This window comes from Cellulophaga sp. RHA19 (assembly GCF_002813425.1).
GTDB lineage: Bacteria > Bacteroidota > Bacteroidia > Flavobacteriales > Flavobacteriaceae > Cellulophaga.
The window spans coordinates 1,531,119-1,545,931 of the sequence record NZ_PHUL01000001.1 but is presented as its reverse complement, the minus strand read 5'-3'; the positions used below and the strand labels follow the sequence as shown (position 1 = coordinate 1,545,931).

Below are 14,813 nucleotides of genomic sequence, written 5' to 3'. Positions count from 1 at the left end.
CTCCAATTTTCATTGGAGCGTTTTGCTTTTTAGAGTATTACAACTACTCTTTATGATCATCTTGAACTTCTTTATCCCTATAAAAACAACACGCATGCAAGCTGTTGTATACATCATCTGGAGCTTTTAAATTTTTAGTATCATGACCAACAGCCGCAACACTACTTTCTATAGAATCTAAGTTAGTTTTTCGTTCGTCAAAAATAACTTTAAGCTCATGAGTTTTTACATTCCAAATAGCACTTTTTACACCTTTGGTTTTTATACAAGCTTTTTCTATACGGTCTTTACACATTTGGCAAACACCATTTACCTCTAAACTTCCTTTTGCATTTTTATTTTGCCCAAAAGAAACATAAGCAAACAACATCATTACTATAACAGCTATTTTTTTCATAATTTTTATATTTTATTTTTTAAACTTATTTAATTTAAATCGCAAACCTGCATAATACATACTTCCAAAAACCGGCCCGTATACAAATGTAGTATCAAAATTAGAGCCAAAAGGATCATTAGCTCCTACAATTGGCATATTTTGCCTAACGTTAGTTATATTTTCACCTCCTACATAAACTTCAAATTTAGAAGAAAACACTTTTGTTATTTGCGCATTTAAAGTAGCTACTCTTGGTGAGTAAGCCGGTAATTGATATTCTTCTGCACTACTAGAAGTAGATGAAAAACGTTGCGTACCTAACCAATTAAAAGTAGTATCAAACTTCCACTTTTTAATAAAACCATGTCCTTTTGTTTTATATGATGCATTAGCAAAAAACCTATGCTTTGGCGTTAAAGACCTTTCTAACTTTGCAGACTTGTATTGTGTTTTTATATCATATAATTTATAAGCTACTCGCAAATCAAAATTACTAAACACCTCATAATTTAATTCTGTCTGAAAACTATTTGCATAACTATCACCTTCTAAATTATAAAAACTAACTTCTTGTGGATTTTCCCAATCTACAACTATCTGATTCTCAAAATCTGTTCTGTAAAAATCTACAGAAATATCACCTTTTTTATCAAACAAATTAAAGCCTTGCAAAAAAGACACTCCGTAATTCCAAGCAATTTCTGGATCTAAACCATATATATTACCACCATCATCATCAATCTTAATTGTTCTACCTGTAGCAAACATACGCTGGTTTTCTGCAAAAATATTAGCAGTACGCTTACCTCTTCCAAAAGAAGCTCTTAGGGCTGATTTTTCCCAAGGAGAATAACGTAAATGTACTCGTGGAGTCACAAAAAAACCAAGCCTATTATGGTTATCCACACGCACACCTGCTGTTATATTTAGCTTCTCTAAATTATCATAACCATACTCAAAATAACCACCAACAGAATTATCTATTCGCGCATAGTTATCTTCCAAAACTAACTCATCATATTTATCATACGTAAAATTAATCCCAGTTTTCACTTTATGTCTAGAGTCCCCAATTATAGAGTTGTAATTTACATTAGAATACACACTGGTATGCTCAATATCATATATGTTTAAACCAAAGTAAGAGTCTTGTTTGTGGTTACTTGCTGCAAACTGTGCTCCTAAAACCTGCCAAGGTAATTCTGGGTTAACATAACCAAACTTTGCAGAAAACTCAGCTCGCTCTGTATTAATTTCGCTCCCCCAAGCATTAGTAGTTAACTTGTCTGTATCCGGATCAAAATTTAACTCCCCTGTTTGCTTTTCATCATTTAAATATTTAAAATTAAAAAAAGTAGCAAATCCTTTTTCTACATCTATATACTGCCACCTATTCATGATATTAATTTGGTTGTAGATAGGCATATCCATAAACCCATCATTATTAACATCATGTTTTTTATCGTGACTATTACCGTGTATATACAAACCCGTACTCCACTTATCTCCTATTCTAGTATTTAGGTGTGTATTCACTTCAAAACGCTCACTACTTGCTCCGTAAATATTTACAAACAAGGCATCATCCTCAAAAGGTTTTTTAAGCTCAGCATTTATTTGTCCTGCTATACTCTCATACCCATTTATTACACTACCCATACCTTTGGTAATTTGTATACTTTCTACCCAAGTACCAGGTATAAAACTTAACCCATATGCTTGTGATGCTCCACGTACAGATGGTATGTTCTCTGTAGCTATTAATATATAAGGACTTGTTAAACCCAACATTTTAATTTGCCTGGTGCCAGAAACTGCATCTGCAAAATTTACATCTATAGACGGGTTAGTTTCAAAACTCTCAGACAAGTTACAGCAAGCAGCCTTTAGCAACTCATCACTACCAACAACCATTGTATTCTCTGCTTTTAAATACAATTTGGTTGTAGCTTCTTTTTTTGCGGTAATTGTAACCTCATCTAATGTACTAGTTGATTGCAGATTATGGGTAATTTTACCCGGTTTAGTAATAGTAAGTGTATCGGTCTTAAAACCAACATAACTTATTATTAATTTAGAATATTCTTTTTTATATGGAATAGAAAAACCACCATCTATATCTGTAATAACACCAACACTGGTATTATGCCAATATACATTTGCACCTGTTAAAGGCAGTGTTTCTCCTTTAGCTGTTTCTTCAAATATTGTACCCGTTACACGCCCTTGCGATAATACAAAGAGTGGCAACACAAGAAGAATAAAAACTATTTTTTGCATTTTTAAAATTGATTTTTAATCATTGAAACATATTTTTAAAGTTTACACAACATAAACCCTCTTCACAATTGCTATTGAAGCAATATGCGTAGTAAAACATAAACCAATAAAAAAATCAAATTCTAAAAACCTGATGCGCTACTTGCACATCTTGTACCAAAAGTGGCGGCACATACTTTACAAACCTAGCTTTTTGATGAAATACAATTTCAGTACTAGGAGCTGAATAAGAAATGGAAGTAATAACATATTTTGTTATTACTTTTTCGTTTTTGTCTGAAGCAATAGTTAACCTATCCTGACCCTTTACTGCCTCTAAAATACCCGTACAACAATTATTTTCAGTAATATTATTTACGGTTAAAAAAGCGCTTTCTCCACAGCCAAAATCTTCTGGATATACAGACACAGAAACTAACTCGCCACAACAAAAATGTTTTTCTACAGCAAAAGATACCGTAGAAAGCAGCACTAATAATGCAAGTGCTATAGTTGTTATTTTATGTACTAATTGTTTCATTACAACATCAAAAGTAGCTAAAAAAGTTTTATTTGCACAGTTTTGGTTGCCAAAGTAGTATTAAATGTTGTGTACTAAGTTAGTTTTGTTATTCATCATCGACTTTATTCAAACAAATAATAATGCAAATTCAAAAATTAAGATTTATTTTTGCATAAAAATTATAGAACATCACAATGTTACAAGAGCTTAAACCATCAGTTTTAACTATTATAGAAAACAACAAAGGCAATAAAGACCAGACTCTTTTGGCTATTTGCGAGCTACTAGAAGAAAACGTACCGTATTACAATTGGGTAGGTTTTTATTTTAAAAATGGTGATAAAAACGAACTTAAGCTAGGCCCTTATGTTGGCGAACCAACAGACCATGTAATTATACCGTTTGGAAAAGGTATTTGCGGACAAGTTGCTGTATCTAATGAAAATTTTGTTGTTCCGGATGTACAAGCACAAGACAATTATATTGCTTGCAGCATAAGTGTAAAAGCAGAAATAGTAATTCCTATTTTTGTTAATGGAGAAAACGTAGGGCAAATAGACATAGATTCTGGCACTCCAGATCCTTTTTCTAAAGAAGATGAAGACTTTTTAGAGTTTATATGTGCAGAAGTTGCTAAAATTCTTTAAAACTTTGTGTTTTTGTTGATAAACCATTGCCGTTCTTAATCGCAAAAAAATTACTTTTGTGTCCTTATTCAATCTTTTAACAATAAGCACATAAAATGAGTACCACAAAAAAAGCTACATCAGCATTAATTTCTGTTTTTCACAAAGACGGTTTAGAACCTTTAGTAAAAAAGTTTAACGAACTTGGAATAACAATTTACTCTACTGGAGGCACAGAAAAATTTATTAAAGACTTAGGAATTAATGTTATACCTGTAGAAGATGTAACTAGCTACCCATCTATTTTAGGAGGACGTGTAAAGACCTTGCACCCTAAAGTTTTTGGTGGTATTTTAAATAGACAAGAAAACGAGAATGATCAGGCTCAGTTAACTGAATTTGACATTCCTCAGTTAGATATTGTAATTGTAGATTTATATCCTTTTGAAAAAACTGTTGCTAGTGGTGCACCAGAGCAAGATATTATTGAAAAAATTGATATAGGTGGTATTTCTTTAATTAGAGCCGCTGCTAAAAACTTTAAAGATGTACTTTGTGTTTCTTCTATGGAAGATTACAGTGAAGTTTTAGATATAATTACTACTGGTAACGGCACAACTACTTTAGAAGATCGTAAGCGTTTTGCTGCCAAATCTTTTAATGTATCTTCTCATTACGATACTGCTATTTTTAACTACTTTAATAAAGAGCAAGAAGAAACTGTTTTAAAAATTAGCGAAACTAACGGGAAGGCTTTACGTTACGGAGAAAATCCGCACCAAAAAGGATTCTTTTACGGAGATTTTGAAGCAATGTTTAACAAACTACACGGTAAAGAATTAAGTTACAACAACTTATTAGATGTGGATGCTGCCGTAAACCTAATGGGTGAATTTAAAAATGATGAACCTACGTTTGCAATATTAAAGCACAACAACGCTTGTGGTTTAGCTTCTAGAGAAACATTACACCAAGCTTATGTAGATGCTTTAGCTGGTGATCCTGTTTCTGCTTTTGGTGGAGTTTTAATTAGTAACAAAGAAATAGACCTTGCTACAGCAGAAGAAATTCATAAATTATTTTGTGAGGTTGTTATTGCTCCTAGTTTTGCCGCTGATGCTTTAGAAGTATTAAAGGGTAAAAAGAATAGAATTATTTTAGTACAGAATGATGTTACTTTACCAGAAACATTGGTAAGAACTTGTTTAAACGGTGTTTTAGTACAAGATAAAGATCATAAAACAGATACTGTTGCAGATTTACAAAATGCTACAGATACAAAACCTACAGCAGAAGAAATTGAAGATTTAATATTTGCTTCTAAATTATGTAAGCACACAAAATCTAATACAATAGTACTTGCTAAAGGAAAACAATTATGCGCTAGCGGAACAGGACAAACCTCTAGAGTAGATGCTTTAAACCAAGCAATACACAAGGCAAAATCTTTTAATTTTGATTTAAACGGAGCGGTAATGGCTAGTGATGCTTTTTTCCCATTCCCAGACTGTGTAGAAATTGCAGGTACAAATGGTATTACAAGCGTTATACAGCCAGGTGGCTCTATAAAAGACCAATTAAGTGTAGATTATTGCAATGAAAACAAAATTTCTATGGTAATGACTGGCACACGTCATTTTAAACATTAATTTTGTTACATTCGTCGATTAAACTTACTTTTAGTCCAGAAACCAATATATAATACATGGGATTTTTTGATTTTTTTACAGAAGAGATAGCTATAGATCTTGGAACAGCTAATACACTAATAATACATTTAGACAAAGTTGTTGTAGATAGCCCTTCTATTGTTGCTAGAGATAGAATTAGCGGAAAAATAATTGCAGTTGGTAAAGATGCCAATATGATGCAAGGTAAAACCCATGAAAATATAAAAACAATTAGACCACTTAAAGATGGTGTAATTGCAGATTTTGATGCGTCTGAAAAGATGATAAATATGTTTATTAAAAACATACCTGCATTAAAAAAGAAATGGTTTCCGCCTGCATTGCGTATGGTTGTTTGTATTCCTTCTGGTATTACAGAAGTAGAAATGCGAGCAGTAAAAGAATCTTGTGAACGTGTAAACGGTAAAGAGGTTTATTTAATTCATGAACCTATGGCAGCAGCTATTGGTATTGGATTAGACATTATGCAGCCTAAAGGTAATATGATTGTAGATATAGGTGGTGGTACTACAGAAATTGCTGTTATTGCATTAGGTGGTATTGTTTGTGACAAGTCTGTAAAAATTGCAGGCGATGTATTTACAAATGATATTATTTATTATATGCGTACACAACACAACCTTTATGTTGGTGAAAGTACTGCTGAAAACATAAAAATAACAATAGGTTCTGCTACTGAAGATTTACAAGAACCACCTGAAGAAATGTCTGTACAAGGTAGAGATTTATTAACAGGTAAACCTAAACAGGTTTCTATTTCTTACCGAGAAATTGCTAAGGCCTTAGACAAATCTATCTTAAGAATTGAAGATGCGGTAATGGAAACTTTATCTCAGACTCCACCAGAATTAGCTGCAGATATCTATAACACAGGTATTTACCTTGCAGGTGGTGGATCTATGTTAAGAGGATTAGACCGCAGGTTATCCCAAAAGACAGATTTACCCGTATATATAGCAGAAGATCCTTTACGCGCAGTTGTTAGAGGAACAGGTATTGCTCTTAAAAACTTAGAACGTTATAAGAATATCCTAATTAAATAATTAATTAGGATGTTTTTATAACATAAGTATAAGCTTAAGTTTATACCGCCAAATATGTAAAATGAATGCAGCAAATTATCAACTTTTTAATAAGAAACAAAAACGGACTACTGTATGTTTTTTTATTACTAATTGCATTGGGTTTTACGGTACAGGCAAACTCATATCATCAATCTAAGTTTTTGAATTCTACAAATTGGTTTTCTGGTAATATTTACCAAACATCTACCAATGTGTCTACTTACTTTTCTTTACAAGAAGAAAACAACACTCTTTTAGAGGAAAACAAAAGGCTACGTAATTTACTTTTTAATAAAAATATTGTTAGTCCAGACAGTCTAAAAACAGATTCTACCTCAACATACAATGTAATTAAAGCAAATGTTATTAAAAATAGCTACTCGCTATCTAAAAACTACATTACTATAAACGCAGGTAAAAATCAGAATATAAAAGAAGATATGGGTGTTATAACGTCTAATGGTATTTTAGGTATTATAGACCATACATCTAACAATTTTTCATTAGTACAAAGCATACTAAATACAAAGTCTACAATTAATGCCAAACTTAAAAACTTAGATTATTTTGGCTCTCTTATTTGGGATACTAAAAATTTTAATACGGTACAACTAACAGATATCCCTAGATTAGTTAAGCTAAATATAGGTGATACTATTGTTACAGGAGCTAGTTCTAGTATTTTCCCTAAAGATATTCCTATTGGCGTTATTAAAGATTACAGCTTAAAAAAATCTGAAAACGTATACCATATTAACATAACCTTATTTCAGGATATGGCTAATATTAAAAATGTTTACATCATAAAAAATAAAGACATTGTAGAAATTAAAGAATTAGAAAAGAGAATAAAATAATGCTAAACAATAAACTTGCACTACATATTATTCGGTTTCTCTTTCTTGTTCTAGCACAAGTACTGGTTTTTAATAACCTTAACTTTTTAGGGTTTATAAACCCTATGGTCTACATTTTGTTTTTTTATTGGTATCCTGTAAAAGAAAATTTGTCTATTTTACTTGTTGTTAGTTTTTTTCTTGGTCTTACCATAGACTTTTTATCTGACACTATGGCTATACATACGGCCGCATGTTTAACAATTGCTTATTTAAGATCTGGAATAATGCGTTTTTGTTTTGGGGTTAACTACGATTTTCAAAACTTTAAAATGACCTCTACAACTACATTACAGCAGGTTACTTTTTTAGCCTTATTAATATTATTTCATCATTTGATTTTCTTTTCTCTAGAAATTTTTAGTTTCAATAATTTGTTATTAATTTTAAAGAAAGTTTTAATTGTTGGTAGTGCATCCTTACTCCTTTGCCTACTAATAAAATCATTGTTTAGTATTCAGAAAAAATGAAAAAAATTCTTCTTTCATCTTTCATTATCTTAATAGGTCTTACCTTTTTAGGAAGACTATCTTATTTGCAAATTTTTAGTTTTTCTCCAAATCAAATTTTAGAAGATGCTGCCATTAAAGCTATTTATGACTTTCCTGAACGCGGTTATATTTACGACCGTAACGGAAAATTACTTGTAGCAAACCAAGCAGCTTATGATGTAATGGTAATACCAAGAGAAGTAAAACCATTAGACACTATAGAGTTCTGCAATTTAGTAGGGATTGATAAAAGCACTTTCATTAAAAATATAAAGACCGCAAGAATTCGTTCTCCTAGATTACCATATGTAATGGTTTCTCAACTCTCAAAAGAAGATTATGCTAGATTACAAGAAAAAATGCGCAAATACGAAGGCTTTTATATTCAAAAAAGGTCTTTAAGATATTATGATACAAAAAGTGCCGCAAATGCTCTAGGCTACATTAGTCAAGTTACGCCAGGAGACTTAAAAAAGAATCCGTACTATACTCAAGGTGAATTAAAAGGAAAAACTGGCGTAGAAAACCAATATGAAGATATACTACGCGGAAGAAAAGGCGTAAAGTACATACAAAAAGATAGATTTAACAGAGATATAGGCCCTTACAAAAACGGAGCTTTAGATACTTTACCCGAACCAGGAAAAGAGATACAACTTACTATAGACAAAGAACTTCAAGAATACGGAGAAAAATTAATGGTTGGTAAACACGGTGGTATTGTTGCTCTAGAACCAAGTTCTGGAGAAATATTATCATTAATATCTGGCCCAACATATGATCCTGCCCTTTTAGTAGGTAGAAAACGTTCTGCTAATTATACAAAATTATATTATGACAGTATTGCCAAGCCAACTTGGGACAGAAGTTTACTTGCACAAGAATCTCCTGGATCTCCTTTTAAGGTAATTAACGCTCTTATTGCTTTACAAGAAAATGTAATGACACCAGACGAAACAATACGTTGCTACAATGGGTTTTATGTTGGTAAAAACAGAACAAAAAGAGGTTGCCACTGTGGTGGAGGATTAAGAAATATGAATAGCGGCATTTACCAATCATGTAATGCCTATTTCGCTGGCACTTTTAAACAAATTTTTGACAAGTTTGACACCACTGATGAAGCTATGGATGTTTGGCAAAAACACGTTAAAAGCTTTGGTTTAGGAGAATATCTAGGAACAGATTTACCTACCGGAAGTAGAGGAAGAATACCAGGAAAAGAATATTATGATAGAATTTATGGAGACAACAGATGGTCTTGGTCTTACATAGTTTCTCTTTCTTTTGGACAAGGAGAAGTTGCCGTAACACCTATACAATTAGCTAATATGACAGCGGCAATAGGCAACAAAGGATATTACTATACCCCTCATATTCTAAAAAAAATAGAAGGAGAGCCAATTACAAATCCGGAATACACTCAAAGAAAATACACTACAATAGATAAAGAAAACTTTGATCCGGTAATTAAAGGTATGGAGGATGTGTATAAAACTCCTGGCGGTACAGCGCATTGGCTACAAGTTCCCGGTATTGATATTGCCGGGAAAACAGGTACTGTAGAAAATTTTACCAGAATAAACGGAGTAAGAACTCAGCTAACTGACCACTCTATTTTTGTTGCTTTTGCACCGGTAGAAAATCCTAAAATTGCAATAGCTATATTTATAGAACACGGTTATTTTGGAGGTAGATACGCCGGACATATTGCATCTTTAATGATAGAAAAATACCTGAAAGGAGAAATTACCCGTAAAGACTTAGAAAAGAGAATGCTAGAAAAAACATTAGAAAAAGAATATGCCAAACCTTACAGTGGCGAACCTTTTCCTATTAATGAAAGAGCTTGGTAACTTTTTAGCAATCAAAAATTAGCAGAAAACTCCTTTATGGCAGGAAACACCTTTTTAAAAAGAATAGATTGGCTTAGTATACTTATATACCTAGCTTTAACCGTTATTGGCTGGCTAAGTATTTACTCTAGTACGTTTTCAGAAAACAACCCATCTATATTTGATTTTGGAACACTTTATGGCAAACAAGCCTTTTTTATTGGCGTTAGCATACTTGCGATAATTTTTATTTTTGCAACAGAAGCAAACCTATTTGAGCGTTTTTCTGGCATTATCTACGCCATTGGTATTCTTTTGTTAATAGGCCTTTTCCCTTTTGGAAAAACTATAGCAGGAGCTACATCATGGTACAACTTAGGCTTTTTTAACCTTCAACCATCAGAGATTGCTAAAGTTGCAACTACACTTGCACTAGCTAAATATTTAAGTGATATACAAACAGACCTTAAAAGGCAAAAAGACAAACTATATGCTTTTGGTATTTTAATAATACCTGCAGTATTAATTGGATTGCAACCAGATCCTGGAAGTAGTATCATTTTTTTAGCTTTAACTTTTGTTATGTTTAGAGAGGGTTTACCTCTATACTATCTAGGAATTGGATTGGTAATGCTACTAATATTTATGGCAACACTAAAATTTGGCACTATATGGGTTGTTATAGGCGTTAGTATTTTAATTGCTTTATTTTATTTAACTAAAAAGGAAAGAGTTAAAGTATCTCCTGTACCAATTATTCTATTCTTTGTTGTTTCGGTTACAATTTCTTTATCTGTAAGATTTGTTTTTGATTCTGTCTTTAAACAACACCACAGGGATAGATTTAATCTTTGGCTTAGACTTGAAAAAGACCCTAAAAAATTAGAAGAAATAAGAAAAACAATAGGATACAATACTTACCAGTCTGAAAAAGCAATTGAGTCTGGAGGGTTTACAGGTAAAGGTTTTTTACAAGGAACCAGAACAAAAGGTGATTTTGTACCAGAACAACACTCAGATTATATTTTTACAACTATAGGTGAAGAATGGGGCTTTATAGGCACATCTACTGTTGTCTTGTTATTTTCTGTGTTATTATTACGATTGGTTTATATTGCTGAGCGGCAAAAAAATGCTTTTAGTAGAATATATGGATATGGAGTAATATCTATTCTCTTTTTTCACTACTTAATAAATATAGGTATGGTAATTGGATTAGTGCCAACTATAGGAATTCCTTTACCATTTATGAGTTACGGTGGGTCTGGGTTACTAGGCTTTACACTTCTTTTGTTTATATTTTTAAAATTAGATGCAAACCGACTAAAAGAGTGGGATTAAAACTCCCAACCGTTTTTTACAATCTCTCTTTCTAACTCTTCCTCTTGTGCTCCAGGTAAGCTTTTAAAAAAGTTAATACCCGTTTCTTTTTCTATTTTATCTACAGTAACTAAAAAAGAACTTATAGGCCTATTGCTTTCTTTATGAGGAAATAAAAATGCAATTACTTTTAAATTGTCTTTTCTCCCTTTAACTATAATTTTATAAAAAGAATTAGGAACCGCTACATCTTCATCTCCTATCTCATCCATATTGCCTTTTAAAACTCCTCCTGTGATGATGTAGAGCTCTTTATCTTTTTTTACCCACTGTCTTACTTTTTTCTCTAATCTGTTCCATATACCCGCATTAAAATCATTTTTCTGTGGAGTTATATTACTTGTGTAAAATGTCTCGTTATAGGCTTGTAAAGAAAATCTACGGTCGCCAGCAGGGCAAAGATGTCCTCTGTCATAACCAGAACGCTTATAATTACGCCAATCTGCAGATTTAGTTGCTACTTTAGGATCCTCAATAAAATATGGCCTTTTTCTATCATCATAGGTTAAATCTTGTTTTCTTAAAACATAAGCCACCCATTCTGCCTGCTCATACTTTTCTTTATAAGATAAGGTATAGTAATTGTGCTGTACCACAGCACCTGTTGTAGATGATGGCTGTAAATAATTAGTAAAGCACCTGCCTTCTTCTGTATTTTTTACACTATCATCTGAATAAGTGTCTGGCGTATAAAAATTATTAAACAGCCAAAAACCAACCGTACACAGCAACATTAAAACTAAATAAGTAGTTTTTTTATTCATTTTAGTTCGAATCTATTTTAATTAACACCAAAAATAAAGCTTCCAAAGTAAACCTTGAAAGCTTTATTTTTTTATTGTAATATGGTTGCAACTCTAATCTCTAATAGCAGCTGTATAACCATTTTCATCTTCTAAGGTTGTGTAACCAGCAAGCTTCACTATCTTAAAAACATCATTAGATCTACCCTCTAGGTATTCTACATAATATTTATCTCCATCTTTAGACCAAGTAAAAGTTGTACTAAATTTTAAATCTCCGTTACTAGTTTCTTTATAAGTGCCCATTTTGTCTGATGCAAATTTCCACTCGTCTCTAGAAGTCTGTTCTTCTTGCCCCTCAAAAGAAGCTGAAAAATCGTTTGCCCATGTACCTACAATACTTGATGAATCATCATCTTTAGAACAACTTGTAGTTAATACAATGGCAAATAAAATAAGGATTAGTTTTTTCAAAATAAATTATGGTTTAAGTTAATTATAACCTTAAACGCAGTTATTATAACAATAGTATTAAAATAAAAAATGCCTAGCTAAATAAATAACTAGGCATTTAAAATATCACCAAAAAGTTTAGCCTTTTATTGCTGCTAACTTGTTATTGTTTTTTATGTTATTCTTTTTTAAATCTTTAAGAACACTAATAGCTTCCTCTACGTATACGTCTCTGGCTAAATCTCTATGCCATCTTTCTCTCTTTTCTTTTAAGATAGTATCTTTTACAAACAAATCTTTCTCGTATTTTAAAGACTCAAAAGTTAAATCTGTTTTATAATCGTAAATAGCCTTAAAGTGTTTAGATTTTTCTACAAGTTTTTCTTTATCCTTTTTATAATCACTGTAACTTAATGAAACTACATTTTCATCTTGTTGTTCTTTCAACCATTTAGCATTCTCTTCAATTAACTTCAACTGAGAGTTTTCTGCCATACGCTTAGCACTATTTGCTATAGTTTGCTTATAATCTATATAACCATCCCATGCATTGTAATCTGCAGGACTTATTTTATCCCATGCTAATGGATTTTGCTGATCTCTTTCTCCAAGATCTATGTAACTGTATTTGTCCGGAACAACAACATCACTCTTTACACCTTCTAACTGAGTTGAACCACCGTTTATTCTGTAAAATTTTTGAGTTGTTACTTTTAATGCTCCTAAATCTCCATGTTCGTTATTTCTAACAATATCAGACAAAGACCATAAGTTTTGAACTGTTCCTTTACCAAAAGTTTGTTTGCTACCAATTACAACACCTCTTTTATAGTCTTGCATTGCAGCTGCTAAAATTTCTGATGCAGAAGCAGACAATTCATTCACTAATAAAACCAATGGACCATCCCACTGTATACGTTCATCTTTATCTTCATGCACTACTTTTTCTTCTGTACCTCCAGAAGATTTTACTTGTACAACAGGACCGTCTTTTATAAATAAACCTGCCATTTCTACAACAGTACGTAAAGATCCTCCTCCATTATCTCTTAAATCCAAAACCAAACCTTCCATTCCGGCTTGTTTTAATCTTTCTATTTCTTTAGCTACATCAGATGCTGCATTACGGTTGCTATAATCTTTAAAATCTACATAAAACTTAGGTAAATTTATTACACCATACGTATGGTTTTCTTTTTTTACAGTAGCAGATTTAGCATAAGACTCCTCCATCTCTACCAAATCTCTCATAATTTTAACTACTTGAGTAGAACCGTCTACTTTTTTAATTGTTAAATAAACGCTAGTTCCTTTAGGGCCTTTTATCAATTTAATAGCATCATTAAGTTGCATCCCTGTTATATCAATTGGCTCTTCGTTTGGTTTTTGACCAACTTTTACAATTTCATCTCCAACTTCTATAGTTTGGTCTCTCCAAATAGGACCTCCAGAAATTACTTCTACTATTTTAACCTGATCTTTTTTCTTCTGTAATCTAGCACCAATACCCTCAAACTTACCAGACATACTAACATCAAACTTATCTTTGTCTTCTGGTGCAAAGTAATACGTATGCGGATCAAAACCTTCTACAATTGTATTAATGTATTGCCCAAACCAATCTTCACGATCGTACTCATTATTTACAAAGTCAAAAAAGTCATCTAAAGTTGTTTTTGTTAAATCTCTTGCAGCTTTCTCTGCTTCGGACTTAGACAAAGGTTTATCTTTATCTGTAAGTTTATCATCAAAAGTACTAATGGTTGCATACTTAAGTTGCTTTCTCCACCTTTCTCTTAATTCTTTTTTTGACGAAACAAAAGTCTGCTCCTCATAATTAATATCAATTTTCTCAGCTGTATCAAAATTAAAAGGCTTACTTAAAATATCTTTATATATATCAGATGCTTCAGCCATACGCTTCTTTAACCTTTTATGAACTAAATCAAAAAAGCTGATGTCAGTATTTTTTATCTGATCATCAATCTGAAATTTATACTTTTCAAACTCTTTTATATCGCTTTCTAAAAAATATCTTTTTGTAGGATCTAAAACATCAATAAATTCTTCAAAAACTGACACTGAAAAATCGTCATTAATGTCTTTAGGTTCATAATGACCTTTTTCTAACATGTATGCAATTATCTCTATCAGTAATTTATCTTTATCACCGTCGTTAACTGTGTCTAAAGATTTATTTGTGAAACTACAAGACGCTACTGCAAATAGCATCCCAAGTGACATAACAATTAAATTCTTTTTCATCTATGTATTATTTTAACTTTAGTAGAATTTGGTTTCTTAAAATTACATCAAAAACAACGTAAATTTTAATTATTTTACCAAGATACTGAAAAAACTATGCCACATTCTAAGTTTGCAACAGTTTTTTAACCTATTTATGATAATTATAAGATAGATTTTTAAAAAGCATTCTTGTAAACATTTTAAAAACGTATTTTTACGGTATAAA

General features: G+C 31.8%; 13 protein-coding genes. 7 read left to right on the top strand and 6 right to left on the bottom strand.

What is annotated here, in order from left to right:
• Positions 1–43: 43 nt before the first annotated feature.
• From AX016_RS06905 to AX016_RS06895, 3 genes are all read right to left on the bottom strand, one after another.
• On the bottom strand, positions 44–397 hold the full coding sequence (locus AX016_RS06905; protein ID WP_100894920.1) for a heavy-metal-associated domain-containing protein: 354 nt from the start codon (positions 395–397) through the stop codon (positions 44–46).
• Positions 398–409: 12 nt separating this feature from the next.
• Positions 410–2,659, bottom strand: a complete 2,250-nt coding sequence (locus AX016_RS06900; protein WP_100894919.1) for a TonB-dependent receptor plug domain-containing protein — start codon at positions 2,657–2,659, stop codon at positions 410–412.
• A 115-nt stretch (positions 2,660–2,774) separates the two neighbouring features.
• Entirely contained in the window at positions 2,775–3,179 is a 405-nt protein-coding gene (locus AX016_RS06895; protein ID WP_100894918.1) for an HYC_CC_PP family protein, read from the bottom strand.
• A gap of 176 nt (positions 3,180–3,355) precedes the next feature.
• Here AX016_RS06895 and AX016_RS06890 point away from each other — a divergent pair, with 176 nt between their 5' ends.
• The 7 genes from AX016_RS06890 to rodA all read left to right on the top strand — a co-directional run bounded on the left by AX016_RS06890 (position 3,356) and on the right by rodA (position 11,105).
• Complete coding sequence (locus tag AX016_RS06890; RefSeq protein ID WP_100894917.1) at positions 3,356–3,808, top strand: GAF domain-containing protein; 453 nt, start codon at positions 3,356–3,358, stop codon at positions 3,806–3,808.
• Positions 3,809–3,903: 95 nt separating this feature from the next.
• Entirely contained in the window at positions 3,904–5,436 is a 1,533-nt protein-coding gene (gene purH / locus AX016_RS06885; RefSeq protein ID WP_100894916.1) for a bifunctional phosphoribosylaminoimidazolecarboxamide formyltransferase/IMP cyclohydrolase, read from the top strand.
• A 56-nt stretch (positions 5,437–5,492) separates the two neighbouring features.
• Positions 5,493–6,521, top strand: a complete 1,029-nt coding sequence (locus AX016_RS06880; protein ID WP_013620356.1) for a rod shape-determining protein — start codon at positions 5,493–5,495, stop codon at positions 6,519–6,521.
• Between the two features lie 65 nt (positions 6,522–6,586).
• A complete protein-coding gene (gene mreC / locus AX016_RS06875) occupies positions 6,587–7,399 on the top strand; it encodes a rod shape-determining protein MreC (RefSeq protein WP_100894915.1) in 813 nt (270 codons plus the stop codon).
• A complete protein-coding gene (gene mreD / locus AX016_RS06870) occupies positions 7,399–7,908 on the top strand; it encodes a rod shape-determining protein MreD (RefSeq protein ID WP_100894914.1) in 510 nt (169 codons plus the stop codon). Before mreC ends, mreD begins: the two co-directional genes overlap by 1 nt.
• Positions 7,905–9,785 carry a peptidoglycan D,D-transpeptidase FtsI family protein gene (locus AX016_RS06865; protein ID WP_100894913.1) on the top strand — a complete coding sequence of 627 codons (1,881 nt, stop codon included), beginning with the start codon at positions 7,905–7,907 and terminating at the stop codon, positions 9,783–9,785. Before mreD ends, AX016_RS06865 begins: the two co-directional genes overlap by 4 nt.
• Positions 9,786–9,821: 36 nt before the next feature.
• Complete coding sequence (gene rodA, locus AX016_RS06860; protein ID WP_100894912.1) at positions 9,822–11,105, top strand: rod shape-determining protein RodA; 1,284 nt, start codon at positions 9,822–9,824, stop codon at positions 11,103–11,105.
• Here rodA and AX016_RS06855 read toward each other — a convergent pair.
• The 3 genes from AX016_RS06855 to AX016_RS06845 all read right to left on the bottom strand — a co-directional run bounded on the left by AX016_RS06855 (position 11,102) and on the right by AX016_RS06845 (position 14,605).
• The gene (locus AX016_RS06855) at positions 11,102–11,908 is read right to left on the bottom strand and encodes a DNA/RNA non-specific endonuclease (protein ID WP_100894911.1); all 807 of its coding nucleotides are present in this window, start codon (positions 11,906–11,908) and stop codon (positions 11,102–11,104) included. The genes rodA and AX016_RS06855 overlap by 4 nt on opposite strands.
• A gap of 93 nt (positions 11,909–12,001) precedes the next feature.
• Positions 12,002–12,361, bottom strand: coding sequence for a lipocalin family protein (locus AX016_RS06850; protein WP_100894910.1), 360 nt, complete (start codon positions 12,359–12,361; stop codon positions 12,002–12,004).
• 117 nt (positions 12,362–12,478) lie between these two features.
• Positions 12,479–14,605 (bottom strand): carboxy terminal-processing peptidase, encoded by a 2,127-nt coding sequence (locus tag AX016_RS06845; protein ID WP_100894909.1) that lies wholly within the window; start codon positions 14,603–14,605, stop codon positions 12,479–12,481.
• Positions 14,606–14,813: the final 208 nt, after the last annotated feature.

Coding starts and splice junctions, on each gene's coding strand:
- AX016_RS06865 (WP_100894913.1), top strand. CDS start 7,905: ATGAAAAAAATTCTTCTTTCATCTTTCATTATCTTAATAGGTCTTACC.
- purH (WP_100894916.1), top strand. CDS start 3,904: ATGAGTACCACAAAAAAAGCTACATCAGCATTAATTTCTGTTTTTCAC.
- AX016_RS06905 (WP_100894920.1), bottom strand. CDS start 397: ATGAAAAAAATAGCTGTTATAGTAATGATGTTGTTTGCTTATGTTTCT.
- mreD (WP_100894914.1), top strand. CDS start 7,399: ATGCTAAACAATAAACTTGCACTACATATTATTCGGTTTCTCTTTCTT.
- AX016_RS06880 (WP_013620356.1), top strand. CDS start 5,493: ATGGGATTTTTTGATTTTTTTACAGAAGAGATAGCTATAGATCTTGGA.
- AX016_RS06895 (WP_100894918.1), bottom strand. CDS start 3,179: ATGAAACAATTAGTACATAAAATAACAACTATAGCACTTGCATTATTA.
- mreC (WP_100894915.1), top strand. CDS start 6,587: ATGCAGCAAATTATCAACTTTTTAATAAGAAACAAAAACGGACTACTG.
- AX016_RS06845 (WP_100894909.1), bottom strand. CDS start 14,605: ATGAAAAAGAATTTAATTGTTATGTCACTTGGGATGCTATTTGCAGTA.
- rodA (WP_100894912.1), top strand. CDS start 9,822: ATGGCAGGAAACACCTTTTTAAAAAGAATAGATTGGCTTAGTATACTT.
- AX016_RS06890 (WP_100894917.1), top strand. CDS start 3,356: ATGTTACAAGAGCTTAAACCATCAGTTTTAACTATTATAGAAAACAAC.
- AX016_RS06900 (WP_100894919.1), bottom strand. CDS start 2,659: ATGCAAAAAATAGTTTTTATTCTTCTTGTGTTGCCACTCTTTGTATTA.
- AX016_RS06855 (WP_100894911.1), bottom strand. CDS start 11,908: ATGAATAAAAAAACTACTTATTTAGTTTTAATGTTGCTGTGTACGGTT.